General features: G+C 62.6%; 22 protein-coding genes. 18 read left to right on the top strand and 4 right to left on the bottom strand.

The window, feature by feature from the left end; genetic code table 11:
• Positions 1-58 precede the first annotated feature (58 nt).
• From BUA38_RS08060 to BUA38_RS07990, 15 genes are all read left to right on the top strand, one after another.
• Positions 59-550: a DUF2852 domain-containing protein gene (locus BUA38_RS08060; RefSeq protein ID WP_072817462.1), complete on the top strand. Its 492-nt coding sequence runs from the start codon at positions 59-61 to the stop codon at positions 548-550.
• A 412-nt stretch (positions 551-962) separates the two neighbouring features.
• The gene (gene tolQ / locus BUA38_RS08055) at positions 963-1,676 is read left to right on the top strand and encodes a protein TolQ (protein WP_072817461.1); all 714 of its coding nucleotides are present in this window, start codon (positions 963-965) and stop codon (positions 1,674-1,676) included.
• 54 nt (positions 1,677-1,730) lie between these two features.
• On the top strand, positions 1,731-2,201 hold the full coding sequence (locus BUA38_RS08050) for a biopolymer transporter ExbD (RefSeq protein WP_072817460.1): 471 nt from the start codon (positions 1,731-1,733) through the stop codon (positions 2,199-2,201).
• 45 nt (positions 2,202-2,246) lie between these two features.
• On the top strand, positions 2,247-3,182 hold the full coding sequence (locus BUA38_RS08045) for a protein TolA (RefSeq protein WP_072825937.1): 936 nt from the start codon (positions 2,247-2,249) through the stop codon (positions 3,180-3,182).
• Positions 3,183-3,272: 90 nt separating this feature from the next.
• The gene (gene tolB, locus BUA38_RS08040) at positions 3,273-4,604 is read left to right on the top strand and encodes a Tol-Pal system beta propeller repeat protein TolB (RefSeq protein ID WP_072825936.1); all 1,332 of its coding nucleotides are present in this window, start codon (positions 3,273-3,275) and stop codon (positions 4,602-4,604) included.
• A gap of 186 nt (positions 4,605-4,790) precedes the next feature.
• Positions 4,791-7,118, top strand: coding sequence for a putative bifunctional diguanylate cyclase/phosphodiesterase (locus BUA38_RS08035; protein ID WP_072825935.1), 2,328 nt, complete (start codon positions 4,791-4,793; stop codon positions 7,116-7,118).
• 171 nt (positions 7,119-7,289) lie between these two features.
• Positions 7,290-8,033 (top strand): N-acyl amino acid synthase FeeM domain-containing protein, encoded by a 744-nt coding sequence (locus BUA38_RS08030; protein WP_072817459.1) that lies wholly within the window; start codon positions 7,290-7,292, stop codon positions 8,031-8,033.
• A 331-nt stretch (positions 8,034-8,364) separates the two neighbouring features.
• On the top strand, positions 8,365-8,853 hold the full coding sequence (pal, locus tag BUA38_RS08025; protein ID WP_072817458.1) for a peptidoglycan-associated lipoprotein Pal: 489 nt from the start codon (positions 8,365-8,367) through the stop codon (positions 8,851-8,853).
• 166 nt (positions 8,854-9,019) lie between these two features.
• The gene (ybgF, locus tag BUA38_RS08020) at positions 9,020-10,066 is read left to right on the top strand and encodes a tol-pal system protein YbgF (protein WP_072817457.1); all 1,047 of its coding nucleotides are present in this window, start codon (positions 9,020-9,022) and stop codon (positions 10,064-10,066) included.
• 58 nt (positions 10,067-10,124) lie between these two features.
• Positions 10,125-11,192 carry a tRNA lysidine(34) synthetase TilS gene (gene tilS / locus BUA38_RS08015; RefSeq protein WP_072817456.1) on the top strand — a complete coding sequence of 356 codons (1,068 nt, stop codon included), beginning with the start codon at positions 10,125-10,127 and terminating at the stop codon, positions 11,190-11,192.
• Positions 11,193-11,429: 237 nt separating this feature from the next.
• The gene (gene ftsH / locus BUA38_RS08010; protein ID WP_072817455.1) at positions 11,430-13,352 is read left to right on the top strand and encodes an ATP-dependent zinc metalloprotease FtsH; all 1,923 of its coding nucleotides are present in this window, start codon (positions 11,430-11,432) and stop codon (positions 13,350-13,352) included.
• A 16-nt stretch (positions 13,353-13,368) separates the two neighbouring features.
• Complete coding sequence (locus BUA38_RS08005; RefSeq protein WP_072817454.1) at positions 13,369-13,797, top strand: DUF3052 family protein; 429 nt, start codon at positions 13,369-13,371, stop codon at positions 13,795-13,797.
• An 83-nt stretch (positions 13,798-13,880) separates the two neighbouring features.
• Positions 13,881-15,353, top strand: coding sequence for an NCS1 family nucleobase:cation symporter-1 (locus BUA38_RS08000; protein WP_072817453.1), 1,473 nt, complete (start codon positions 13,881-13,883; stop codon positions 15,351-15,353).
• Positions 15,354-15,463: 110 nt separating this feature from the next.
• On the top strand, positions 15,464-16,693 hold the full coding sequence (locus BUA38_RS07995) for a glycosyltransferase family 87 protein (protein ID WP_072817452.1): 1,230 nt from the start codon (positions 15,464-15,466) through the stop codon (positions 16,691-16,693).
• A 138-nt stretch (positions 16,694-16,831) separates the two neighbouring features.
• The gene (locus BUA38_RS07990; RefSeq protein WP_072817451.1) at positions 16,832-17,506 is read left to right on the top strand and encodes a TetR/AcrR family transcriptional regulator; all 675 of its coding nucleotides are present in this window, start codon (positions 16,832-16,834) and stop codon (positions 17,504-17,506) included.
• A 32-nt stretch (positions 17,507-17,538) separates the two neighbouring features.
• Here the strand turns inward: BUA38_RS07990 and BUA38_RS07985 are convergent, their stop codons facing one another.
• Positions 17,539-19,032, bottom strand: a complete 1,494-nt coding sequence (locus tag BUA38_RS07985; RefSeq protein ID WP_072817450.1) for a hypothetical protein — start codon at positions 19,030-19,032, stop codon at positions 17,539-17,541.
• Positions 19,033-19,380: 348 nt separating this feature from the next.
• On the opposite strand from BUA38_RS07985, the gene BUA38_RS07980 reads away from it, so the two are divergent.
• Positions 19,381-19,806 carry an OsmC family protein gene (locus BUA38_RS07980; RefSeq protein ID WP_072817449.1) on the top strand — a complete coding sequence of 142 codons (426 nt, stop codon included), beginning with the start codon at positions 19,381-19,383 and terminating at the stop codon, positions 19,804-19,806.
• Positions 19,807-19,827: 21 nt separating this feature from the next.
• Here the strand turns inward: BUA38_RS07980 and pyk are convergent, their stop codons facing one another.
• Both pyk and BUA38_RS07970 read right to left on the bottom strand, forming a co-directional pair.
• Positions 19,828-21,264 carry a pyruvate kinase gene (gene pyk / locus BUA38_RS07975; protein ID WP_072817448.1) on the bottom strand — a complete coding sequence of 479 codons (1,437 nt, stop codon included), beginning with the start codon at positions 21,262-21,264 and terminating at the stop codon, positions 19,828-19,830.
• The gene (locus BUA38_RS07970; RefSeq protein ID WP_072817447.1) at positions 21,261-21,860 is read right to left on the bottom strand and encodes a DUF1036 domain-containing protein; all 600 of its coding nucleotides are present in this window, start codon (positions 21,858-21,860) and stop codon (positions 21,261-21,263) included. Before BUA38_RS07970 ends, pyk begins: the two co-directional genes overlap by 4 nt.
• A gap of 223 nt (positions 21,861-22,083) precedes the next feature.
• On the opposite strand from BUA38_RS07970, the gene BUA38_RS07965 reads away from it, so the two are divergent.
• Positions 22,084-22,386 (top strand): DUF1244 domain-containing protein, encoded by a 303-nt coding sequence (locus BUA38_RS07965; protein WP_072817446.1) that lies wholly within the window; start codon positions 22,084-22,086, stop codon positions 22,384-22,386.
• A 233-nt stretch (positions 22,387-22,619) separates the two neighbouring features.
• Complete coding sequence (locus BUA38_RS07960) at positions 22,620-22,895, top strand: DUF2312 domain-containing protein (protein WP_072817445.1); 276 nt, start codon at positions 22,620-22,622, stop codon at positions 22,893-22,895.
• 33 nt (positions 22,896-22,928) lie between these two features.
• Here the strand turns inward: BUA38_RS07960 and BUA38_RS07955 are convergent, their stop codons facing one another.
• Positions 22,929-24,530, bottom strand: a complete 1,602-nt coding sequence (locus BUA38_RS07955) for a DUF882 domain-containing protein (RefSeq protein WP_072817444.1) — start codon at positions 24,528-24,530, stop codon at positions 22,929-22,931.
• Between the last annotated feature and the right edge of the window lie 136 nt (positions 24,531-24,666).

Here is a 24,666-nt window from a genome sequence, read left to right as displayed (position 1 = left end):
GGTTTACGTATGTAAATGTTATTTACATTCACAACGGCATTCGCCGATGGAGAGGGAAATGGCCTACACCGCAGATGTCAATCGATGGCGCGGCCCGACCGAAGAGTACCACCGCCCCCGCATGCTCGAGACGCCTTGGCATCCCGGCTGGATCGCCGTGACGATTCTCGGCTTCTTCATCTGGTGGCCGATCGGCCTTGCCCTTCTCTTTTTCACACTCGGGAGCAGAAAAATGGGTTGCTGGAGTCATCAAGATCGCTGGGCGCACAAGATGGAGCGGATGCAGTACAAGATGGAGCGGATGCGCAACCACATGGAAACCTGGCAAGCTTATCAGCGCGGTTTCGGCTTCGGCCCGCGCTCGAGCGGCAACCGCGCTTTCGACGAATACCGTGCCGATACGCTGAAGCGGCTCGAAGAGGAGCAGGTCGAATTCAAGAACTTCCTCGACCGTTTGCGTCACGCCAAGGACAAGGAAGAGTTCGATGCGTTCATGGCGCAGCACCGCACCCGTCCGACGCCGCCGTCCGACGATCAGCCCCAGAACTGAGACCGGAACCAGGACTTAAGGCGTAACCGCCCCTTACCGCCTTGAGGCCCTCGAGCCGCCCGCCTGCGAAAGCAGACGGGCGGCTTGCTTTTTGCCGTCGAAACGGCTGCTTGCAGGCGGTTTTAAGTCTTTGGCGGGCCGGTATTTCCCCTGGCCGAAATCTCCTTTGGTAACCGGACGTTAACCACGATTGTCGTCTGGTGGGAGACGAAAGGACGCGCGGAAAGCCCTTGTTTTGACACGTTGGCAGGGGAAGCCAGCCCCGGCTTTGGACGGGCCTCCCATGTGACTCATCACGGCTTTTCGCGCCGGCGTAGATTGCCCGCGCTTTTCACGCGGCCGTAGGAATCGGAAGCCACTGCATTTCTGTCAGCCGAAGAATTGGGAAACTCGCTTTGAGAGGACATCGCTTATGAATCCGGCTGACGTGGCACAGTCCGCCTTGCCGCTGCCATCCGCTGACGTCTCGCTGATTGCCCTGTTCTGGCAGGCGCACTGGATCGTCAAATGCGTGATGCTCGGACTGTTGTCCTGCTCGGTCTGGGTGTGGGCGATCGCGATCGACAAGCTCATTCTCTACTCGCGCACCCGTCGTGCGATGGATCGCTTCGAGCAGGCGTTCTGGTCGGGCCAGTCGATCGAGGAGCTTTACCGCACGCTCGCCGCCAAACCGACGCAGTCGATGGCGGCTTGTTTCGTCGCGGCGATGCGCGAATGGAAGCGCTCCTTCGAGAGCCAGGCGCGGTCCTTTGCCGGTCTTCAGATGCGGATCGAAAAGGTCATGAACGTCTCGATCGCGCGCGAAATCGAGCGGCTGGAGCGAAGGCTTCTGGTGCTTGCGACCGTCGGTTCGGCGGGACCGTTTGTCGGCCTGTTCGGCACCGTCTGGGGCATCATGTCGAGCTTCCAGTCGATCGCGGCTTCGAAAAACACCTCGCTGGCGGTGGTGGCGCCCGGTATCGCGGAAGCGCTTTTTGCCACGGCGATCGGCCTTATCGCCGCCATCCCGGCGACTATTTTCTATAACAAGTTCACTTCCGAGGTGAACCGGCAAGCCCAACGGCTGGAAGGGTTTGCGGACGAATTCTCGGCCATCCTGTCGCGTCAGATCGACGAGCGCGGGTGACGCCCGAACCCAAATCATGTGAACCGATCGTGAGTCCATCGTGAGCACCGAAACATGGCGATGAACATGGCAGGCTCGTCCGGCAGCGGACGTCGCGGCGGCCGGCGTGCCGCCGTCATGGCGGAAATCAACGTCACGCCGATGGTCGACGTGATGCTGGTGCTGCTCATCATCTTCATGGTGGCGGCTCCGCTGATGACCTCGAATATCGATATCGATCTGCCGGTCGCCTCCGGCGGCAAATCGATCGCCAACAACACCCCGCCGCTGACCTTGTCGGTGAAGCGGACCAACGGCAGCTGCAACTCCAGTGTCGAGCTTTATCTTGGGGATGCGCCGGTTGCGGCGGCCGATTTGTTGACTAAAATCAAGGCGATCCGCGAGACGCGGTCGGAGGCCGAAAGCGTGGTTTATCTGCGCGGCGACAAGGATGTCTGCTACACGGATATGATGAAATTGCTCGGGCAGATCCGGACCGCTGGCTTCAAGGCTAATATTGTCATCATCCCGGAGCAGGGCTCGTAGAGAGTGACCGACGAAGCGACGCCTGGATCGAACGGAAGGCCTGGTTTGAAGGGCAAGGTCGACAAGACAATTATTGCGTCGATTCTCCTGCACGTCCTCGTGTTCGGGTGGGGACTGTTTTCGTTTTCGACCAAGGCCTACGTCATGCCGGAAGAGGACACTGTCGCCGTCGACGTCGTCTCCGCCGATCAGCTCTCGAAGGCCATGGCCGGCATGAAGACAGGCGATAAGAAGAATCCCAAGCCGCTGGTGGAGAAGGTCGCCGAGGCCAAGCCGCCGGTCGACGACGCCGTGGGTAAGATCACCGAGAAGCCGCCGGTCGTTACCGACACCACGCCGCCGCCGCAACCGAAGCCGATCGAAAAGCCGGTCGAGAAAAAGCCCGATCCGCCCAAGCCCGTGGCCGAAGCCAAGCCGAAGGAAGAGCCGAAGCCGGTCGAGAAGAAGCCGGAAACTCCCGACCCGATCGCGGACGCGATCAAGAAGGAAGAGAAGAAGCCGCCGAAGCCGCAGGTCGAGGCGGCAAAGCCACCGCCGCCGCAACCGCCAAAGCCGAAGGAACGCACCTTCGATCAGACCAAGATCGCGGCCCTTCTCGACAAGCGTGAACCGTCGCGTCAGGCCGTCACCGGCGATACGATCAATTCCAACGCCGCGCTCGGCACGGCGAAGGGCTCAGCCGCCGACAATTCCGCCACCTGGGGCGCGATGTTCCGCCAACAGGTCGAACGCTGCTGGAAAAAACCTTATGGCGGAATCGAAAGCCAGAATCCGGAAGCCGCTTTCTCGATCCGGCTGAAGCGCGACGGTACGCTGGAAGCGATGCCGGTGCCTGATGGCGCGCCCGCGACCCCCTATCTCAAGGTCTATCAGGAGAGCGCGCTGCGCGCGATCATCGAATGCCAGCCGTATAACCTTCCGGCGGCCTATTTCGAGGAATGGAAATTCTTCGCGCCGGTGTTCACGGAACGAAGAGGCTGAAACGTGACGAAGAAGCTGAAACGTGGGCGTTACGTTCCGCGTATATGAAATGAAACCCTGCCAATGACTGACAAAGACCGATCGCGCCCGATGCCGTTTCGCTTCAACCGCCGTCAGCTCGTTTCCGGCATGGCCTCGATCGGCCTGCTCGCAAGCGTCCCCGCTCGTCAGGCCGCCGCGCAAAAGCGCATCACCGTCCAGGAGGGCGATTTCCAGCCGGTCCCGATCGCGATTCCGAACTTCGCCGCCGGCACACCGTCAGATGGCGATGTCGGCGCCGGTGTCACCCAGGTCATTACCAACAACCTCAGGCGCAGCGGCTTGTTCGCGCCGATCGATCAGGCGGCCTACCTCGACAAGGCCGTCAACTTCGACGCGGTGCCGCAGTTCAACAACTGGAAGACCATCAACGCGCAGGCGCTGGTGACCGGCCGCATGACGCGCCAGCCGGACGGAAGGTTGAAGGCGGAGTTCCGTTTGTGGGACGTCGCGACCGGTCAGCCGCTCGCCGGTCAGCAATATTTCACCCAGCCGGAAAACTGGCGGCGGATTTCCCACATCATCTCCGACCAGATCTACGAGCGAATGACCGGCGAGAAGGGTTACTTCGACAGCCGCGTGGTGTTCGTCGACGAGACGGGCTCCAAGGAGCGGCGCGTCAAGCGGCTCGCGCTGATGGATCAGGACGGCGCCAACGTTCGCTACCTGACCCGCGGCAGCGATCTGGTGCTGACGCCGCGCTTCTCGCCCTCGACCCAGGAAATCACCTACATGGAATTCGGGCAGGGCGACCCGCGCGTCTATCTCCTCAATATCGAAACCGGACAGCGCGAAATCGTCGGCAACTTTCCAGGCATGACCTTCTCGCCGCGCTTTTCGCCGGATGGACAGCGCGTGATCATGAGCCTGCAACAGGGCGGCAATTCGAACCTGTTCGCGATGGACCTGCGGTCGAAGTCGACCACGCGCCTCACCGATACGCCGGCGATCGACACGTCTCCGTCCTATTCGCCCGACGGCTCCCGCATCTGTTTCGAATCCGACCGCGGCGGAAAGCCGCAGATCTACGTGATGGGCGCGAGCGGCGGCCAGGCGCAGCGCATTTCGTTCGGCGAGGGCAACTATTCGACGCCGGTTTGGTCGCCTCGCGGTGATTACATTGCGTTTACCAAACAGGGCGGCGGTCAGTTCTCCATCGGTATCATCAAGCCCGATGGTTCGGGGGAACGGATTCTCACGTCGGGCTTCCACAATGAAGGGCCGACATTCGCGCCGAACGGCCGGGTGCTGATGTTCTTCCGTGATCCCGGTGGTAATGGTGGGCCGTCGCTGTTTTCGGTCGATATTTCCGGACGCTTCGAACAGCGCGTCCCGACGCCGGGCTTCGCCTCCGATCCGGCCTGGTCGCCACTGCTGTCCTGACAGGGTTAATGCGGAAATTGCCGGAGCCATCGGTTCGATGGACGGCAAACCGTGCTTAGCCTGCTGATTCCGTGGGCAGATTTGGAATATTGGGGCAAAAAACAACGTCCCGGTAACGATGTTCCCTCAGAAAGACTTCACCCCCGGCAGGTAAGACTGCGCCGGCAAATGACGTCTGCGGTCCGCATGCAATTGGTCGACGAGAAAAAGCAAGGCAATCGAGAAGAGCTGCCGCCCTCCATCTATGCGGCGCTGGTCGATTCGCTGTTTCAGAATTTCACGGCGACTTTGGCCGGGACCTTCTGCACGACCATTGTCGCGGTCATGACGGCGCTGAAGACCGGCAATCACATGATCTGGCCGTGTGCGATCTGGATTTCGATCGTCGGCGTGGCGCGTGCGATGCAGATGCGCGAATACGAACTGGAGCGGCGGGTATCTCCGCTGACGCCGGAGCGCGCGCCCTGGTGGGAAAACAATTACAAGAATCTGGCCGACCTCTACGCGAGTTCGCTCGGCCTGTGGTGCTTTGTCGTGGTGCTCGGCAGCGACGACGCGATCGCGCACATGCTGTGCACCGCCGTCACCATCGGATACACGGCTGCCAGCGCCGGACGCAACTACGCACGCCCCTGGATCATCCAGCGCCACATCGTGTTCTCCTGCGCGCCGCTGGCGCTGGCGCTGATCCTGCACGGCGACGTCTACTACACCGGGCTCGGGCTGCTGCTGGCGCTGTTCTTCGTCGGCCTGAAATACATCAACCTCAGCCTCAATGCGATCTTCGTCGATGCGCTGACCTCCAGCATGCGGGAGGCCGCGCTCGCCACGCGTTTCGATACCGCGCTGAACAACATGCCGCACGGCCTGTGCATGTTCACGAGCGACGGGCACCTGGCGGTGATGAACCATCGCTTCGGCGAGATGATGGACCTGCCGGCTGATCTGGCGCATTTGCGTCCCAGCGCATCCGGCATCCTTGCGGCCTGCGTCGATGCCGGGTCGATCTCGGAAGCGAACGCCAACATGATCCTCGCCGAAATCGAGAACCCGCAGGCAAAGGGCATCATCACGACCGATCCGGACGTGGCGCGCGGCCGCTCGCTGTCGTGGGCGTTCCAGCCGATGGCCGACGGCGGCGCCGTCGTTCTCCTGGAAGACGTCACCGAACGGCGCAACGCGGAAGCCAGGATCACGCATCTGGCTCGTTACGACGAACTGACGGGACTGCCGAACCGGGTCAATTTCCGCGACGAAATCGGCCACCTGCTGGCAAATCCGCACGGCAGCGATGAAATGTCGGCGCTGCTGTTCATCGATCTCGATCAGTTCAAGCAGGTCAACGACACGCTCGGCCATCCCTGTGGCGATCAGCTGTTGTGCGCGGTTGCCGACCGCTTGCGCGCGATGCTGCGGCCTGAGGATTTCGTGGCGCGGTTCGGCGGCGACGAGTTCGTGGTCTTCCAGCAAAACATCCACTCGCCCGATGAGGCCGCGGCACTCGCCCGCCGGGTCGTCGATCATTTGAGCGAGCGCTACAAGATCGACAATCATCTGGTCGAGATCGGCGCCAGCATCGGCATCGCGATGACGTCGGGCGTCGGCGCCGATACGCTTCTGAAGAACGCGGACATGGCGCTCTACCGCGCCAAGGCGGACGGCCGCGGCACCTTCTGTTTCTTCCGCGAGGAAATGGCGCAGACCGTCGAGGCGCGCCGCATCCTCGAGCTCGACCTGCGCCGGGCGCTGGCCAACGAGGAGTTCGAGCTGTTCTATCAGCCGCTGGTCAATCTCCAGAGTGGCAAGATTTCGACCTGCGAAGCGTTGCTGCGCTGGAATCATCCGCTTCGCGGCACCGTGTCGCCGGCCGATATCATTCCGGTCGCCGAGGATATGGGCATGATCGTCGACCTCGGCCGCTGGATCCTGCGCAAGGCGTGCCTGGAATGCATGCAGTGGCCAGAGGCGGTCAGCGTTGCGGTGAACTTCTCGCCGCAGCAGTTCCACCAGCGCGATCTCTTGAGCGAAGTCCGTTACGCGCTCGACGTCTCGGGATTGCCGCCGCGTCGGCTCGAAATCGAAATCACCGAATCCTCGCTGTTGCGCAACACCCAGCTCACCCACGAGTTGCTCTCGCAGTTGCGCGAACTCGGCGTGCGGATTTCGCTGGACGATTTCGGCACCGGCTATTCGAGCCTCAGCTATCTGCACAGTTTCCCATTGCAGAAGGTCAAGATCGACCGGTCGTTCCTGGAAGGCATCGACACCGACCGGCCGCTGCGGCTGCTGCGCGGCGTTGCGCGTCTGAGCGCAGACCTCGGCATGTCGGTCGTGGTCGAGGGCATCGAGACCAACGAACAGCTGGAGCTCGTCAATGCTGACGGCACCGTCAGCGAAGCCCAGGGCTATCTGTTCAGCCGGCCGGTGCCCGCGATGCGGGTCCGCCAGCTTCTGGACGCCTCCCACGGCCGCCGGGCGGACGGCGAAATCATCCCCTCGCGATCAATCGCTTAAGAAATATTCTTGCGCCGCCGGGCACCGGTCGAGCGGGATTATTATTCCCGTCCGCGAAAGGTTTTTTGCGACCGCCGGGTTAACCGTGTTCGGCCGATCTGTTTGCACTTGCGGTAAGAAAGAATTAACCTTCGGTTGTATGCGGCAAGGCGGCTGCTGCAGGAGGTCTGATTGAGTTTAGTGCAAGAGACGCGAAGCGGCCCCCTCCAGAGCCAAATCGAACTTCTGGACCAAGTCGAGTACCGGCTGGCAGAAACAGAAGTTGAAAAGGAAGAAATCTACAACTTAAGATACCGCGCCTATCTGAACGAAGGTGCAATCGAGCCGTGCGCCGAGCGACGACTTGCCGATCGTTTCGACGAGCTGCCGAATTCATGGACTTTCGGTATCTATCTCGGCGGCGAGCTGACCAGCTCAGTCCGTATCAGCGTCGCGGCACCTCATCATAGTGACACGCCGGCGGTTGACGCATTTCCCGACCTACTCGAGCCGGAACTGGCCAGAGGAAAAGTAATCGTCGACCCCAACCGGTTCGTCGCCGATCCTGTCCGTCGGACCAAATATCCGCAGCTGCCTTACGTGACGCTGCGGCTCGCTTACGTCGCGTGCGAGCATTTCAATGCCGATATCGGCACCGCGACCGTTCGCAAGGAGCATCAGGCGTTCTACCGCCGGGTGTTCCTGCACCAGCCGCTGTGCCTGCCGCGTCCCTATCCGACGCTCACCAAGCCGCTCTGCCTGATGGCCGTCGATTATCCGAAACTGCGCGACAAGGTATTTCGGCGTTATCCGCTGTTCCGTTCAACCGAGGCGGAGCGGCAGATGCTGTTCGGGCGAAGCCGTAGTCCGATATCCCCGGTGCTCGACCTGCCGGAACTTCCGCTCGGGCAGGCCCCGATTTCACCGACCGGCTAGTCCGGCCAGGGAGCGCTAGACAGCCTCATTCAGCATCGGTCGCCGCTCCTGCAAGCGGGGGAGACCTCCCGATCGGACTTGCTATGCCGGAGCGGGGTTTTTGCGGGCAAAACCCCGCCGATCACCTTGAAAAAACGATATATTTGGGGGAACGCCCTTGCCTTCACCCTCGTGCCACATTTACAACCCATTAACCATCTCGGTCGCTTTTCGCCGTTTGGGGGCATTTGAACGGGTTCGGCAACACCCCATCAAGGTTGACGGAACGTTCGCTTAACCATCGCCCTGTAGACCGGATAGAAGTCGAAAACGTGAGCGTGGAGGCTCCCGAATGAAACAACCTATGCGTATCCTCCAGGGTTTGAAGCTGGCTGCAGCGCTTGCAATTGCGCTGTCGATGGGTGCCTGCGCCAAGAATTCGTTGACCGATGGTGCGATGGCGAGCGCGGCGACGCCCGGCAGTCAGCAGGACTTCGTTGTCAATGTCGGCGATCGCGTCTTCTTTGAGAGCGACCAGACCGATCTGTCGCCGCAGGCGATCGCGACGCTGGAGAAGCAGGCACAGTGGTTGCAGAGCTATCCGCGCTATAGCTTCACGATTGAAGGCCATGCCGACGAACGCGGCACCCGCGAGTACAACATTGCGCTCGGCGCACGGCGTGCACAGTCGGTGCGCTCGTTCCTCGCCTCGCGCGGCATCGATGCATCGCGGATGCGCACCATCTCCTACGGCAAGGAGCGTCCGGTCGCGGTCTGTAACGACATCTCCTGCTGGTCGCAGAATCGCCGCGCCGTCACGGTGCTGAACGCGAACTCTTAAAAGCGCTTGACTGGAAAAGTTTTGCCGGCGCCCTCGGAAACGAGCGGCGCCGGTTGTGCTTTTGGACTAGTGCCCGGCAATGGCCGTGATTTGTCTCAGTCACATTTTTGGCGTACTCCCTCTCTCAAGCTGATCCACCGTCGCGCTCACTGGCCGTAACGCCCAAATGTCATTCAGGATTCATAAAACCACCTGCGCTGCCGCGTTGGCAGCGGCGCTTGTGCTGTGCGCTTTCGCAGGGCAAGCCCCGGCGCTCGCTCAATCCGACGACGTCGATCCGGAAGTCCGGATCCAGCAGCTCGAAAATCAGCTGCGGCAGCTCACCGGGCAAAACGAGGAACTGCAATATCGCAACCGGCAGCTCGAAGAGCGGTTGAGGGCGCTCCAAAGCGGTGCGCCGGGATCGCCGCAAGGTGGGACGCCCGGCCAGCCGGGCGCTCCGATGACGAACACGGCCGCGATGCCTCCGGTGCAACAGGCGCCGTCCTATCCGCAGCAGCCCCCGGCCTATCAGACGCCGCCCGGAGGTTATCAGTCGCAGGTCGCAGCCCCCGCGCCGATCGCTCAGGAGCCCGCAGGGCCGCGCAGTGGTCGCCGCGGCGACGCCTTCGACCCCACGCAAAATCCCAACGCGCCCGGCGCGCCGCGCGCGCTTGGCGGTGGCCAGTTGCCCATGCCCGCAGAGGCGCCAATCGGCGCACCGGGCGGGCGAGGGGCCGGTGACCCACTCGACCTCGCCAACACGGGCGGGGCGCCCGCCGGCGCATTGCCGCCTCCGCCGCCGCGTAACACCAACGGCACCGGCGCGCTCACCACCCTGCCGCCCTCGGCAACGCCGCGCGACGAGTTCGATCTCGGCGTCGGCTATATCCAGCGCAAGGACTATGCGCTGGCCGAAGAAACCATGCGCAACTTCCAGCGCAAATATCCGAGCGATCCGATGATGGCGGAAGCCCAGTTCTGGCTCGGCGAGAGCTTCTTCCAGCGCCAGCAATACCGCGAGGCGGCCGAAGCCTTTCTCGGCGTGACGACCAAGTTCGACCGCTCGGCGAAAGCCCCTGATGCGTTGCTGCGGCTCGGCCAGTCGCTGGCCGCGTTGAAGGAAAAGGAAGCCGCCTGTGCCGCCTTCGGTGAGGTGGCGCGGAAGTATCCGCGCGCCGCGGGCACCATCAAGCAGGCCGTCGATCGCGAGCAGAAACGCTCGAAGTGCTAGTGCGTCGCACATAGGTTAAGGTCCGCTTCACGGCCTTAATCGATCAGCCGGCGACGTCATGCCTGAGGACGACAAATCCCCGATCTCGGCGCGGCAGGCCAAAAGCCTGTTTGCGGACTGGAAGAACGCGCAAGCGCTGGTGCTGGCGGTTTCCGGCGGTCCGGATTCCGTCGCCTTGATGTGGCTCGCGGCGCGTTGGCGAAATGCGCTCTCGCGCGGGCCACGACTGCTGGCGGTGACGGTCGATCACGGCCTGAGGCAAGAGGCCGCGCGTGAGGCGCGCGATGTCAAGCGCTTGGCGCGCACGCTTGGCGTGGCGCATCGCACGATGCGCTGGACCGCCGTCAAACCGAAAACAGGCATTCCGGCGGCGGCGCGACTGGCGCGTTATCGGCTGCTCACCGGCGTCGCGCGGAGCAGCGGCGCCAGCCACATCCTCACCGCTCACACCCGCGACGACCAGGCCGAAACCTTGCTGATGCGGCTCTTGCGCGGCAGCGGCATCGGCGGTCTGGCGGCGATGGCCCGCGAGAGCGAGCGCGAGGGCGTGTTCATCGGCCGCCCGTTTCTGAACATTTCGAAATCGCAGCTGATCGCAACGCTTGAAAGGGCCGGGATCGGCTTTGCCGATGATCCGACCAACCGCGATCCCAGCTTCACCAGGCCGCGTATCCGCAAGGTGATCGAAGGTCTTGCCGTCGAAGGCGGCGATGCGCGCAACCTCGCCAGGCTGGCATCGCGGCTGGCGCGCGCCAATGCCGCGATCGAAGTCCTCGTCGACGGCGCCGCGCGCTATCTGGCGTTAAAGGACGCCGCGGCGACATCGCAACCGGCAGCGCTTCGCCCGTCCAACGGTGTCAGTTTCGATGCGGCCAGCTTCGCCACTCTGGCCGAAGAGATTCGGCTGCGGCTTCTGCTGCGCGCGATCGAACGGTTCGGTCATGAGGGGCCGGCGGAACTGGGCAAGGTAGAGGCTCTGCTGGCCGCTTTCGATCATACGTTGCGAAAGGCCGGCAAAGGGCGGCCGGTGAAGCTGAAACAGACCCTCGCCGGCGCGGTCATCAGCCTCGCTCGGGGGCGAATTGTCATCGAACCGGCCCCGCCACGCCGGCGGCGGGGGAGTTAGACCGGCCTTCTGCGAGACCTTTCGTGTTTTGCGGGCCTTAACCACCCCCGAAAACACCGTATTTCCGCGACATGAATTGAGCCGCAATTGTCCCGGGATAGGCTAAATAGTCTCATCTGGTTCCCTTGGCAGGGAGCGCCTTGGCACCTAAATTGTAATTCGCAGTCGCCGTAGGGATTCTCTCGCGCTTACCCCAGGGAACAAGGCCGCGATCCGCGCGACCACGAAGGAAAGTCAATGAACGCCAATTTGCGCAATTTCGCCCTGTGGGTCATCATTGTCCTGCTGCTATTGGCCTTGTTCACGCTTTTCCAGAATCCCGGTCAGCGCGCCTCGTCACAGGATATCTCGTTCTCGCAGCTGTTGACTGAGGTCGACGCCAAGCACGTGCGCGACGTCGTGATTCAGGGGCCGGAGATTCACGGCACCTTCACCAACGGTTCGAGCTTCCAGACCTATGCGCCGAATGATCCGACGCTGGTAGCGAAGCTTTACGCCGGCCAGGTGCAGATCACCGCCAAGCCGCCCGGCGACAATGTGCCGTGGTTCGTCTCGCTCCTGGTGTCGTGGCTGCCATTCATTGCCTTGATCGGCGTGTGGATCTTCCTGTCGCGGCAGATGCAGGGCGGTGCCGGCAAGGCCATGGGCTTTGGCAAGTCGCGCGCCAAGATGCTGACCGAAGCGCACGGCCGTGTGACCTTTGAAGACGTCGCCGGTGTGGATGAGGCCAAGCAGGATTTGCAGGAAATCGTCGAATTCCTGCGCGACCCCGGCAAGTATCAGCGGCTCGGCGGACGGATTCCGCGCGGCGTGCTGCTGGTCGGTCCTCCCGGCACCGGCAAGACGCTGATCGCGCGTGCGGTCGCCGGCGAAGCCAACGTTCCCTTCTTCACGATTTCCGGCTCGGACTTCGTCGAAATGTTCGTCGGCGTCGGCGCAAGCCGCGTCCGCGACATGTTCGAACAGGCCAAGAAGAACGCGCCGTGCATCATCTTCATCGACGAAATCGACGCGGTTGGCCGGCATCGTGGCGCAGGCCTCGGCGGCGGCAATGACGAGCGCGAGCAGACGCTGAACCAGTTGCTGGTCGAGATGGACGGCTTCGAGGCCAATGAGGGCGTCATCCTCATCGCAGCCACCAACCGTCCCGACGTGCTCGATCCGGCGCTGCTGCGTCCGGGCCGCTTCGACCGCCAGGTCGTGGTGCCCAATCCGGACGTCGTTGGCCGCGAGCAAATTCTCAAGGTTCACGTTCGCAAGGTGCCGCTTGCGCCGGATATCAATCTCAAGACCATCGCACGCGGCACGCCCGGTTTCTCCGGTGCCGACCTGATGAACCTCGTCAATGAGGCGGCGCTGACGGCTGCACGCCGCAACAAGCGCATGGTGACGCAGGCGGAGTTCGAAGAGGCCAAGGACAAGGTCATGATGGGCGCCGAGCGCAAGTCGCTGGTCATGACCGAGGAAGAGAAATTGCTGACCGCCTATCACGAAGGCGGCCATGCGATCGTCGGCCTCAACGTCATCGCTACCGACCCGATCCACAAGGCAACCATCATCCCGCGAGGCCGCGCTCTGGGCATGGTGATGCAACTGCCGGAACGCGACAAGCTGTCGATGTCGCTCGAGCAGATGACGTCACGCCTGGCGATCATGATGGGCGGTCGTGTTGCCGAAGAACTGGTGTTCGGCCGCGAGAAGGTAACTTCCGGCGCCTCTTCCGACATCGAGCAGGCGACGCGGCTGGCACGCATGATGGTGACCCGCTGGGGTCTTTCGGAAGCACTCGGAACCGTGTCCTACGGCGAGAACCAGGACGAGGTTTTCCTGGGGATGTCGGTGTCGCGTACCCAGAACGCTTCCGAGGCGACGGTTCAGAAGATCGACACCGAGATCCGGCGGTTCGTCGAGGAGGGCTACAACCAGGCCACGCAGATCCTCACCGACAGGCGTGAAGATCTCGAAGTGCTCGCCAAGGGCCTTCTGGAATACGAAACGCTGACCGGCGACGAGATTCAGGATCTCCTGAAGGGCAAGAAGCCGAACCGCGAGTCGGTGCTGGAGCCGACGACGCCGCGTGCCTCGGCGGTGCCGCCCGCCGGCAAGCCGCGTCCGCGTCCCGATCCGGATCCCGGACTGGAGCCGCAGCCGCAGGCGTAAATCACGCCCCGTGGCCATGGCCGGCTACACAAGCAAACCAGTTGCGCAAAAGCTCGGCATCAAGCCGGGCTTTTGTATTTTTGTCGATGGCGCGCCCTCGGCCTATGGCGCCATGGTCGGCCCGTTGCCGGCCGAGGTCACGATCAAGGCCGAACCGAAACCGTCCCTCGACATGGTGCACCTGTTCGCAACGCGCACGACGGGCCTCGTCGCAAAGCTACGGCGTTACCGCAAGGCGATCGCACCCGACGGCATGATCTGGGTGTCGTGGCCGAAAAAGTCTTCCGGTGTCGAAAGCGATCTGAGCGACGTCGTGGTGCGCGACACGGCGCTTCCCCTTGGCCTCGTCGATATCAAGGTGTGCGCGATCGACGACACCTGGTCCGGCTTGAAGTTCGTGATCCCGAAAGACCAGCGGCCGCACCGCGCGAAAGAGACGCGATGACGCGGGGCTCGCACGCTACCCCCTTGGCGCGGGACTTGCTTTAATTAATCCGTCATCTTCGCCGCCGCGTGGAGGAGTGCCCGATGTCAGGTTCACCGAACGACATACCCGTCATTGCCGTCCCGAATGCCAACTCCAGACTTTATAACCACGATCTGGCGCCGATTGCTCCGGCGGGACGCACGTGGGGCATCTTCAGCATCTTCGCGATGTGGATGTCGGACGTCCATTCGGTCGGCGGCTACACCTTCGCCGCGAGCCTTTTCTTCCTCGGTTTGAACGGATGGGAAGTGCTGCTGGCGATGGTGGTCGGCATTACCATCGTGTATTTCCTGATGAACCTGATCGGGCGTCCGTCGCTGAAATACGGCACGCCGTTTCCGGTCGTGGCACGGATGTCGTTTGGCGTGATGGGCGCCAATGTCGCCGCGGGCCTGCGCGGCATCGTCGGCATCGTGTGGTACGGCGTGCAGACCTACTTCGCCTCGAAAGCTGTTCAAGCGCTGGTGCTGACGTTTTATCCCGCCGCCGAAGCGTGGACCCATTCGGGCTTTGCCGGGCTTACGCTCCTGGGCTGGGGCAGCTTCCTTTTCATGTGGATCTTCCAACTCCTGATCTTCCTCAATGGCATGGAAACGATCCGCAAGTTCATCGATTTCTGCGGACCGGTCGTCTACATCGTGATGTTTGCGCTGGCGATCTGGATCGTGATGCAGACCGGCGTTTCCAGCCTGTCATTGCAACTGAGCCCGCGTGCCGAAGGATCCGCGATCGGGCATATGGCGAATGCAGCGATGCTGATCGTGGCTTATTTCGCCGCGCTGCTGCTCAACTTCGGCGACTTCTCGCGTTTCGCGAAAGACGAACGGTCGATGAAGGTCGGCAATTTCCTCGGCCTTCCCGTCAACTTCATCGTGTTCGCCATCATCACCGTGATCGTCACCGCAGGCACCGTGAAAGTGTTCGGCGAGGCGATCATGGACCCCGTCGCTATCGTCGAACGCATCGGAAACCCCTGGGTCGTTGCCATCGGCTCGATCACCTTCATCGTCGCCACCATGGGCATCAACATCGTCGCCAACTTCGTGTCGCCGGCCTACGACATCTCCAATCTCTATCCCGGCAAGATCGATTTCCGTCGCGGCGGCCTCATCACTTCGATCCTTTCGGTGATCGTGTGTCCGTGGATCTTCGTCTCGAGCCCGCAGGCGATCACGATCTTCGTCAGCATCTTCGGCGCCGCGTTGGGTCCGATGTTCGGGATCATGGTCGCCGACTATTACCTCGTGAAACGCCAGCAGATCGTGCTCAACGATCTCTATTCGATGTCGCCAACCGGTTCGCTGCATTTCGAGAACGGCTGGAACAGCAGAGCATTGCTGGCGCTGGCCGGTTCGGCTGCGATCTCGATCGGGCTCGCGCTGGCAGGCGCCTATGGCGTCATCACCAATGTCGGTGATTGGGGCTGGCTGATCGGGGCCGCGCTGGGCGCGCTGTCCTACGCGGCGCTGATGCGCGGCCGCGAGGTGAGGGCGCCGTCGAGAGCCGTGGCCTGAACCGGTCAAATCCTCAGCCAGATACCGGCTCGCCTTAAGATTTCGGCAAGCCGGCCGGCCTAAAGCTTGAGGGCGAGTGGCGCGTGTTCCGACGCGCCGGGAGCCCCTGCATGGCGACGCTGACGTCCGATATCACCATGCCCACAGCTAGGAGCGCGATTCCGCCCGCGCTCTCGATCGGCTGCCTGGTCTTGTGCATGATCAACGTGGCGCTCCTGCAAAACGGGTCCACCGCCCATTGGTGGCTGTTCGACGAAAACGGGCTCGGCATCCCGACCGATTTCGTCAACGTCTGGTCCGCCGGCCGTCTGGTGCTCGACGGTCATCCAGCGCTCGCTTATGACTGGGGCATCCAGAAAGAGGTTCAGGTCGCGGTTCTCGGCCAGAGCTATCCCGGCAATTTCGCCTGGCATTATCCGCCGCCGTTCCTGTTCGTGGCGTCGGTGCTGGCGCATTTCCCCTACGGCGTGGCTTTTGTCGGCTGGGCTGCGGTGAGCTTCCTGCCGTATCTCGCGGTCATGCGCGCGATCATCGGCCGCTCCTTCGGCTTTCTGCTCGCCGCCGCCTTTCCGGTGGTGTTCACCAATACGCTGGTCGGGCAAAACGGATTTCTCACGGCAGCGCTGATCGGCGGCACACTGGTCGCCATGCCGCGCTGGCCGACCCTGTCGGGCATCTGCCTCGGGCTTTTGAGCTACAAGCCGCAATATGGTTTGCTGTTGCCGCTGGTGCTGATCGCAGCCTCGCAGTGGCGCGTGTTCTTCACCGCCGGCGTCGTTGCGGTGTCGCTCGCCGCGGTTTCCTGGCTCGCCTTCGGCACCGAGAGCTGGCAGGCCTTCGTTCACTGGGTGCCGATGTTCAACCAGGCTTTCCTGGTCGAGGGGCGCGCGCCGTGGGGCAAGCTGCAAAGCATCTTCGGACTGACCCGCTATTTCGGCGGGCCTGAATCGCTAGCCTGGACATTGCAATGGATCTTGAGCGCCACCGTCGCGGTTGTGCTGGCGCTGATATGGCGCAGCCGCAACGTCCGGCATGAGCTGAAAGCCGCGGCGCTCGCCGCCGGCGCGCTGCTGGTGACGCCGTATCTGTTCCTTTACGACGAGATGGTGCTCGCGATCGCCGTGGCCTTTCTCGTTCGCGTCGGGCTGGACGAGGGATTTGAGCGGCACGAACTGCCGGCGTTCGGTCTTGTCGCCGTGTTGCTAATGATGTTTTCGCTTCTGGGCGCGCCGACAGGCTTCGCGGCGACGGTGGTGGTCACCGTCCTCATCGCCTATCGCGTCGGACCGTGGTGGCGCGGGCAAGGGGCGCCTGTTCCGGCCGCCGCTGCCGCAATCTAGGGCCATCATCCAAGACGCTTGTCATTCAGTCTGAATTATTGTTCACTTCTTGAAGCGGCACATCTCTGGCCGCCAAGAACTGAACAGGCGCCTTGCATGGCTAGCAGGCCAGAGCGCGCCGGGGAGCACGAAAGGCAAATGGTCTATCGGCGGACCCATCAGGTCGTAAAGCGCCTCGCGGCGCGCCGCAGCGCCATCATGACCGCAGCGCGCAACGCCGCGTCGGAAGGCGGGATGGCCGCAGTCCAGATCGCGCCGATCGCGGTTCGCGCCAATGTCGCGGCTGGCACCGTCTATCGCTACTTCCCTTCGAAGGCCGAATTGATTTCCGAATTGATCGCGGACGTCTCGCGCGACGAACTGGCGGCGATCCGCCGCGCCGCGGATGCCGCGCCCGGTCCGTCATCGGCGCTGGCCGCGGCCGTTACCACGGTTGCCGTGCATGCGCTGTCGCAACGCAAGCTCGCTTGGGGCATCCTGGCCGAACCGGTCGATGTCGATGTCAGCGTGTCGCGGCTCGCGAGCCGCCGTGCGGTGGTTGCCGAAATCGCAGGCCGGATCGATGCGGCCGTTCGCGCCGGTCATCTGCCGGCGCAGGATACGAGCCTTGCCGCAACCGCGCTGCTCGGCGCGTTGAACGAGGCGCTGGTCGGACCGCTCGCAGCGGAGAACATGGAAGATCCGGGAAAGCTCCGCGATGCGGTGCAAACCGTGACGCTGTTGGCGCTGCGCGCGGTTGGGGTGATGGATGCCCGCGCCCGTGGCCTCGTGGTGCAGGCGGTTTTGCCCGCCAAGGCGCTGGTCGGCGCGTAAGCGCGCGTCCGACGATTCAAGCCGCGCGAGCCTTATGGTTTGACGTAAAGGCTCTCGTGGGAGCCTGTGTATTGCTCTTTCCAGCCGGATTCGTCGACGAGAAAGTGCCTCAGCACGTCATGGTCCTTTGGCCAGAACACCGCTTCGATCTTGTATTTTTCAAGCACGGCTTTCCAGGCGGCCTCGTCGATCTGCCATCCTCCCAGCGTGAAATAGTCGCGCAGCAGCGCGTCGGGATAAGCGGTCGCGGCCCGGCCATCGATGAATATCTGCACGGCGCCATGGGTGCGGAAGATCAGGGATCCGCCGACGTTCCAGTGATTCAGAATGCGCATGTGTGATGCGTTGGCCTCTAGATAACGCGCGTCCTGCTCCGAGAGGAGTTCATCGGAAAGCGTCAGAGCCGGTTCTACCCGCATGAAGGTCAACGGCAGCGCGCACGCGCCGATGATGCCGGCAGCCAGCAGCGATTTGTGGACCGCACCCAGATTCAGTCCGCTCGGCAGAAGCCGCTCGATGTGATGCGCCATCGGAACGGTCGAGAACAGGAAAAAGAACGACATATACCGGTATTGATAGAATCCCAGGCACAGGAAGAGCCAGGTCAATAGCCGCGACTCCAGCGGGGCACGATTGGAGCCCGCGTCGCGGAGTTCGAGCGCAACGAAGATCACGATGTAGACCATCCCGGGGATGCTTCCGGGCAGCATGATGTTCTTGTAGTAGGACATCCACTCGGTGATATAGGCCTGTACGAAATGGCCAAGCGTCGCCATGACGCCGTCGTAGATGTGCCAGCCAAGCGGGTTGATGAGGATCGCGACGAGGCACGCCGCGCCAGTGAAACAGTAGATCTTGAAGTTCGCCCAATCCCGCCGGAGCAGGGCTACGCCGCCGAAAAGCCCGATGATCAGAAACCCGAGCACGAAGCCGCCGTGCAGATTGGCCCACAGCGCCATCATCGCCGGCAGCAGGAATCGCCGCGTCTTGTTCAGGCATTCGACGTAGAAGATCACGCAGAACAGCATCGTCGAGGTGTTCGGCGAAGCGGCGAGATAGGTGTTCGGCGGCGTGGCGAAGGCGGGGTACAGCACGGATACGGAGAAAACGGAAATGCAGACGGCAAGCACCGAAGCTCCGCTGCCGAGGCAGCCCGACGTCAGATACCCGACGATGATCGCGCCGCACGCAACGACGAGTAGCGTGAGCCCGCTAAAGCCAGTGTATTGAAACACAACGCTGGCAGCCACGTCCCAGAGCCAGGAGAGGTTATACCACTGCCTGTCGCCCAGCGTGAAAGCCCACGGATCCTGAAATGGAACGCTGCCCCGTTCCCTGATCAGGTCGCCCGCGGCCAGATGCCATCCGAGGTCAAAATGACCAAGCAGCAGTGAAGCGTTTGAAAGGTAGTAGAGGCACGCAAACGAGATCAGGAAGACGTAAACGCCGAACGTCTGAAAGGACGTCCCGATCGTCCCGGGTCCCTGGCCGAACCTGGGACCGCGCCACGTCTCCAGCGCGTACATAACGGGCTCCCTGAAGAAACCGACCGAGCCCGCTTCAAGGCGCTTTTGAGCTTGTATCGGAAGATGCAAACATCAACCGCTTTACGGCAGCCGGTCTAAAGCGGGGTAAAAGTCGGCGGGGCATCTGGACGGCCGCGCGCTGAAGCATTCCGCTGGTTAACGAATGCCTGCGTGGAACCTGGCAACCCTAACCAATGGTAACGTGTTGCCAGTCGTGAAGTCGCAAACCGAACGCGCCTCTCATTCCGGAAAAGGGCAGGGAAGTGCCATTGGCCAGCCGAGAAATTCTGCCGCATTGACGGTGCAGGATATGTCCGCGGTTCACCCCAACGTCTGTAAGGAGCTCTCATGACCACCACATCGGGATCGGCGAAATGGCGAGGCGGCATCAAGGACGGCAAGGGCGCGATTTCGACCAAGAGCGGCGCCTTAAGTGAATATCCCTATGGCTTCGCCAGCCGCTTCGAAGGCAAGCCCGGCTCCAACCCGGAAGAACTGATCGGCGCCGCGCATGCGGCCTGTTTCACCATGGCGCTGTCGCTGATCCTCGGCGAGGCCAAGCTCACCGCCGAGCAAATGGAAACCAAGGCCGATGTCACGCTTGAAAAAGTCGGCGACGGCTTTGCCATCACCGCGGTGCATCTTTCACTGAATGCCAAAGTCCCGGGCGCGGACAACGCGAAGTTTCAGGAACTCGCCGGCATGGCCAAGGCCGGTTGTCCGGTGTCGAAACTGCTCAACACCAAGATCACGCTGGACGCAAAACTGGTCTGACGAAGGCTCTTCGTCGCGCGCTTACACATCCGCCTCTTCGTCAGGTCCGACGGAGGCGATGCGCAGCATGTTGGTGGTGCCGGGCGAACGCAGCGGTACGCCGGCCACGATGATGATGCGCTGGCCGGCGCGTGCGAAACCGTCACGGAAGGCGATGCTGCCGGCGCGGTTCACCATGTCGTCGAGATTCTTGGCGTCCTCGGCGACGACGCAATGCACGCCCCACACCGCCGACAGTTTTCGCCCCGTGACGAGGTTCGGTGTGATCGCCACGACCGGTGGCTTGGGCCGCTCGCGCGCGACCCGCAGCGCGGTCGATCCCGAACTGGTCCAGCAGATGATCGCGGAAAGATCGAGCGTCTCGGCGATCTGCCGCGCCGCATCCGCAATCGCATCGCCCACGGTCGGTTCGGGTTCGGCGCGTTGCGCATTGACCACGCCGCGATAGGTCGGGTCGCGCTCGACTTCCTCGCCGATGCGATTCATGGTCGAGACCGCCTCGACCGGAAATTTGCCGGCCGCCGATTCCGCTGACAGCATGATGGCATCGGCGCCTTCGTAGACGGCGGTCGCGACGTCGGACACTTCCGCGCGCGTCGGCACCGGCGACTGGATCATCGATTCCAGCATTTGCGTTGCGACCACCACCGGCTTGCCGGCGCGCCGCGCCATCCGCGTCATCTGCTTTTGCAGGCCCGGTACGCGCTCCAGCGGCAATTCGACGCCGAGATCGCCGCGCGCCACCATCAGCGCATCGGAGGCTTCGATGATTTCGGGCAGCCGATCGATCGCTTGCGGCTTCTCGATCTTGGCCATCACCGCGGCGCGGCCTCGGATCAGTTTCTTGGCCTCGATGACGTCCTCGGCGCGCTGCACGAACGAAAGCGCGATCCAGTCGACGCCGGTCACCAGCGCCGCCTCGAGATCAGCGCGGTCTTTCGGCGTCATCGCGGAGACCGGAAGATCCGTGTCCGGCAGGCTGACGCCCTTGCGGTCCGACATCTTCCCGCCGATCACGACGCGGGTGACGGCGCGATCGGGCGAGGTTTCCTCGGCGATCAGGCGTACCTTGCCGTCATCGAGCAGAAGCGCATGGCCGGGCTTGAGGGCTGCGAGAATTTCCGGATGGGGCAGTTGAACGCGGGTGCCGTCGCCCGGAGCCTTGTCGGAATCGAGCACAAAGCTCTGGCCGTTGTGGAGCTGCACCGCGCCGTCGGCGAACGAGCCAAGCCGGAGCTTCGGGCCTTGCAGGTCGACCAGAATGCCGATCGGCCGCCCATAACTGCTTTCGACGTTACGGATGTTCTTGACCAGCTCCCGCATCTTGTCGTGCGGGGTGTGGCTCATGTTGATGCGGAAAACGTCGGCGCCCGCCTCGAACAACTTCCGGATGACACTGCTGTCGGAAGAGGCGGGGCCGAGCGTTGCAAGAATCTTGATCCGGCGCATACGCCTCATGGCTTGGTCCCAGGCGCCGGCGCTGGTGGCAGCGTACCCGGCGGCAATCCGCCAGGCGGATTGGAGATGCCCGGAATATTTCCGGGACCACCCGGACCAATCGTACCGGGAATTCCCGGCACGCGCTGCGCCGGCTGTTGTTCGTTGGAATCGGTGAGTTGCACGGTCCAGGCCCTCTGGTCGCCGGTGTCTACTTCGAAGAAGCCAGTCCGGTCGAAGCCGCGCGCCAGACAATTATCCGCGCCGCGGATGGTGAATTCCTTGTCGCGCGAGCACATGAAAGCCTGCCCCGACCACTCGCCGCCACGATCGTAATCGAGCGCGTAGATATAATAGAACCGCGCCACCAGCGTGCCGCGCAGCAGCGTTTCACAGCTTCGCGAGGACACGTTCCACCAGCCTTCGGTGGTCCAGCCCTCGGCGTCCTTGTAACCGAGCGCGATACCGACCCGGCTCGATGTGTTGTTGCAGAGACGAAAGTCCGCGGCTGCCGATCCGTTCCACAGGCAGACCAGCACCAACAGCAAAGCTGGTGCTAGGGCGGCGCGGAGGCGTTTTGCAGTGTGGGCCGGAAAAAGCGAATCTTTTGCAGTCATCTAGGCCAAGTTATAGCAGGATATTGACGGTTTCGCGTGAAGGGCCGCCGACGGTCAAGCGGAATCAAGCGGAATTTCGCTGACATTTCCGTCTCAAGGGCACCGTTCGGGCCCGCGAAACGGGCCGAATGTTTGCGTCGCGATGTGGAAAAATATGTGACAGTTTCTTACCTAGAATGACAAGCAGGACCTCCGGTCATGCGCGAGAAGAACGGAACCGATCATGGCGATCGACGACAAAACCAGAACAGAACTTGAAGCGGCGGCGTTTCGGCGGCTCGTGGGGCACTTACGCGAACGCACCGATGTTCAGAATATCGACCTGATGAATCTCGCCGGCTTCTGCCGCAACTGCCTTTCCAACTGGCTCAAAGAAGAGGCCGACGCCAAGGGCGTGGCGATCAGCAAGGATGAGAGCCGCGAGGCCGTCTACGGCATGCCTTACGAGACCTGGAAGGAAAAATTTCAGGGAACGGCCACGAAAGAGCAGGTGGCCGCGATGAAGAAGGCCGGTCCTGGACACTGACCGCTTTGACATTCGCATCTGTGAATGCGTGGTCAGAGGGGAGCGAATGTCAAATCGACTCCACTAGGATGCGCGCCGATCGGCGGCTTTCTGTGGGCGGCTGTGGATGAGCCAGCATGCCGGCTTGACGCGAGCAGCCATACTCTTGAGGGTTCATTTTGAAAATGGCGCACGCTTCCGCCGTGCAGCGTTTTCTTTTCCATCCAACCGTCAGTCTATTTCAGGAGTAACCAATGGCCACGTCTGCTGCCGTCCAGGAAGACGAAGCCCCCGCGACGCGCTTCGCCAAGGATCAGCTCAAGGCCATTATCGAGCGCATCGAGCGGCTGGAGGAAGAAAAGAAGACCATCTCCGACGATATCCGCGACGTCTATGCGGAGGCGAAAGGCAACGGCTTCGATGTCAAGGCGCTGCGCACCATCGTCCGGATGCGCAAGCAGGACGCCAACGAGCGCGCGGAACAGGAAACCATCCTGGAGACCTATCTACAGGCGTTGGGGATGCTGTGAGGCGTTCCCGGTCGCCTCGCGCGACCGGGAGGTTTAGCGCAGCGACGCCGTCCGCAATCCGAACGATTGCGTCGTCAGCGGTGCGGTGGCCGGGCCGCTGAAATGGTCGATGGTCAGGCCCATCAGCGGATCGTCCGAGAAGCCCATCACGATCGTCGCCTGCGGCTTGACGAACAGCCTGCTCAGCAAGGTCAAGTTGGCGTCGCCAAGCATGGTGACCGACATCGACGTGCTCGCGCTCGGCGCCAGCATCATGATGCGCATCCATAGGTCGCTGGATGGCGACGAGGCTACGATCCGCGTAGCGGTCGCGACCACGCCGTCCTGACCCTGATTTTGGCCCTTGGCGACGACGGTCGTGACGTCGTTGGCCGCCATCGAATTGCGGCTGGATGAAGCAGGGCGCGTGCTGCGGGGGACCGGCGCGCTGGCGGCGACGACATGGGTGCGGTCAACCGGCGCGGACGCTTCCGGCGCGTAGGCCATCGCCTGATAGGCAGCCGGAACGCTTGATGTCGACTGCGGATCGGTGGTCGATGCGAGCGCCTTGCGGGCATTGAGGGCGGCGACCTGCGCCGGCGTTGCCTGGTTCGGCGTCGCCGGCATGTCGTCCCAGAAACCGCGTGCGTTGATGATATCAGCCGGCGTTTGCGGCTTGGCCTCAGCCTTGTCCGATGCAGCCGGCGGCTTCGGCTTGACGGGCTGAACGACCTGCATGTCGGCCGCAGCCAGTTGCAAGGTCGCACCTGCGGGCTTGGCACGCGGCGCCGACGGCTCTGCCGGCTTGCTGGCGACGGCAACCTGCGTGACCGCAACGGGCTTGGCTTGAACGGCAGGCGCGGCGCTTTCTTCGTCCTCGTCGTTCGACTTGCCGCCAAACAAGCGGGCCAGCACGTTCGCCGGCTTGGCGATCGTTGCCGCATCGTCACCGCTGCCGCGCCGCTCGATCTCGGCGCGGGCGAGTTCATATCCCTTCAGCGGCGTACCGTCGGTGGGGACGTGGACCGTGCGCCCGTCGGGGAATACGCGCGCGAGCTGGTCGTGGGTCATCCGCGGCCAGTGGCGGATGTTGCCGGTGTCGAGATGTACGAATGGCGATCCCGAGGTGGGATAGAAGCCGACGCCGCCACGCTGGAGCCGCAGGCCTGCGAAACGGATCTGCTCGAGCGGCACTTCCGGGATGTAGAAGTCCATCGCATGGCCAAGCATGTGCTGGCTGAAACGCGCCACGCCGGTGTGGGCGGAGCGGCGGCGGAGCATGGCGTTGGTTTCGGGGGAACGGTAAGCGGAGATGATCTGGATCGGCTTCTTGCCGTCGACGTCGCGGTAGACTTCCCAGAGGATATCGAACAGGTGCCGATCCATCGTGGTCTGTTCCTGGCTTCGCCAGTCACGCAGGAAATGGTTCAGCTGCTTCAGCGCTTCCTCATCGTAGCGGCCTTCGCGCTTGAAGGTGACGGTGAGGTCTTCGCCGGAATGGGTGTGATGGAACGACAGGGTGCGGGTTTCGTTCAGGGCGCTGGCGTCGTGGACCACGCCAAGTCCCGCCAGGAGCAGCACCGAGGTTAACCCGAGCTGATATCCGGCCTTCGGCAGAGACGGCAAATTGAATTGGCGTGCGAAACCGGTCAGCACGTGATGAGCCACCCCAACAGACTTACGCGTTAGACCCTTTCGCGACCCCGTGTGGCGAATAGGGTAAATGTACTCTTAACGCGGGAGGGTTAAGCGGGACTTAACCCTTCCCCCCAAATCCGAAGGGTAAAGTTAA

This window comes from Bradyrhizobium erythrophlei (assembly GCF_900142985.1).
Classification (GTDB): Bacteria; Pseudomonadota; Alphaproteobacteria; order Rhizobiales; family Xanthobacteraceae; genus Bradyrhizobium; species Bradyrhizobium erythrophlei_B.
The sequence above is the reverse complement of the archived record's forward strand: the minus strand, read 5'-3'. Positions and strand labels throughout refer to the sequence as shown.

What these genes read in the sequence shown, in the direction of transcription:
- BUA38_RS08060 (WP_072817462.1), top strand. Translation starts at nt 59, where the DNA reads ATGGCCTACACCGCAGATGTCAATCGATGGCGCGGCCCGACCGAAGAG.
- tolQ (WP_072817461.1), top strand. Translation starts at nt 963, where the DNA reads ATGAATCCGGCTGACGTGGCACAGTCCGCCTTGCCGCTGCCATCCGCT.
- BUA38_RS08050 (WP_072817460.1), top strand. Translation starts at nt 1,731, where the DNA reads ATGGCGATGAACATGGCAGGCTCGTCCGGCAGCGGACGTCGCGGCGGC.
- tolB (WP_072825936.1), top strand. Translation starts at nt 3,273, where the DNA reads ATGCCGTTTCGCTTCAACCGCCGTCAGCTCGTTTCCGGCATGGCCTCG.
- BUA38_RS08035 (WP_072825935.1), top strand. Translation starts at nt 4,791, where the DNA reads ATGCAATTGGTCGACGAGAAAAAGCAAGGCAATCGAGAAGAGCTGCCG.
- pal (WP_072817458.1), top strand. Translation starts at nt 8,365, where the DNA reads ATGAAACAACCTATGCGTATCCTCCAGGGTTTGAAGCTGGCTGCAGCG.
- ybgF (WP_072817457.1), top strand. Translation starts at nt 9,020, where the DNA reads ATGTCATTCAGGATTCATAAAACCACCTGCGCTGCCGCGTTGGCAGCG.
- tilS (WP_072817456.1), top strand. Translation starts at nt 10,125, where the DNA reads ATGCCTGAGGACGACAAATCCCCGATCTCGGCGCGGCAGGCCAAAAGC.
- ftsH (WP_072817455.1), top strand. Translation starts at nt 11,430, where the DNA reads ATGAACGCCAATTTGCGCAATTTCGCCCTGTGGGTCATCATTGTCCTG.
- BUA38_RS08005 (WP_072817454.1), top strand. Translation starts at nt 13,369, where the DNA reads ATGGCCGGCTACACAAGCAAACCAGTTGCGCAAAAGCTCGGCATCAAG.
- BUA38_RS08000 (WP_072817453.1), top strand. Translation starts at nt 13,881, where the DNA reads ATGTCAGGTTCACCGAACGACATACCCGTCATTGCCGTCCCGAATGCC.
- BUA38_RS07995 (WP_072817452.1), top strand. Translation starts at nt 15,464, where the DNA reads ATGGCGACGCTGACGTCCGATATCACCATGCCCACAGCTAGGAGCGCG.
- BUA38_RS07990 (WP_072817451.1), top strand. Translation starts at nt 16,832, where the DNA reads ATGGTCTATCGGCGGACCCATCAGGTCGTAAAGCGCCTCGCGGCGCGC.
- BUA38_RS07985 (WP_072817450.1), bottom strand. Translation starts at nt 19,032, where the DNA reads ATGTACGCGCTGGAGACGTGGCGCGGTCCCAGGTTCGGCCAGGGACCC.
- BUA38_RS07980 (WP_072817449.1), top strand. Translation starts at nt 19,381, where the DNA reads ATGACCACCACATCGGGATCGGCGAAATGGCGAGGCGGCATCAAGGAC.
- pyk (WP_072817448.1), bottom strand. Translation starts at nt 21,264, where the DNA reads ATGAGGCGTATGCGCCGGATCAAGATTCTTGCAACGCTCGGCCCCGCC.
- BUA38_RS07970 (WP_072817447.1), bottom strand. Translation starts at nt 21,860, where the DNA reads ATGACTGCAAAAGATTCGCTTTTTCCGGCCCACACTGCAAAACGCCTC.
- BUA38_RS07965 (WP_072817446.1), top strand. Translation starts at nt 22,084, where the DNA reads ATGGCGATCGACGACAAAACCAGAACAGAACTTGAAGCGGCGGCGTTT.
- BUA38_RS07960 (WP_072817445.1), top strand. Translation starts at nt 22,620, where the DNA reads ATGGCCACGTCTGCTGCCGTCCAGGAAGACGAAGCCCCCGCGACGCGC.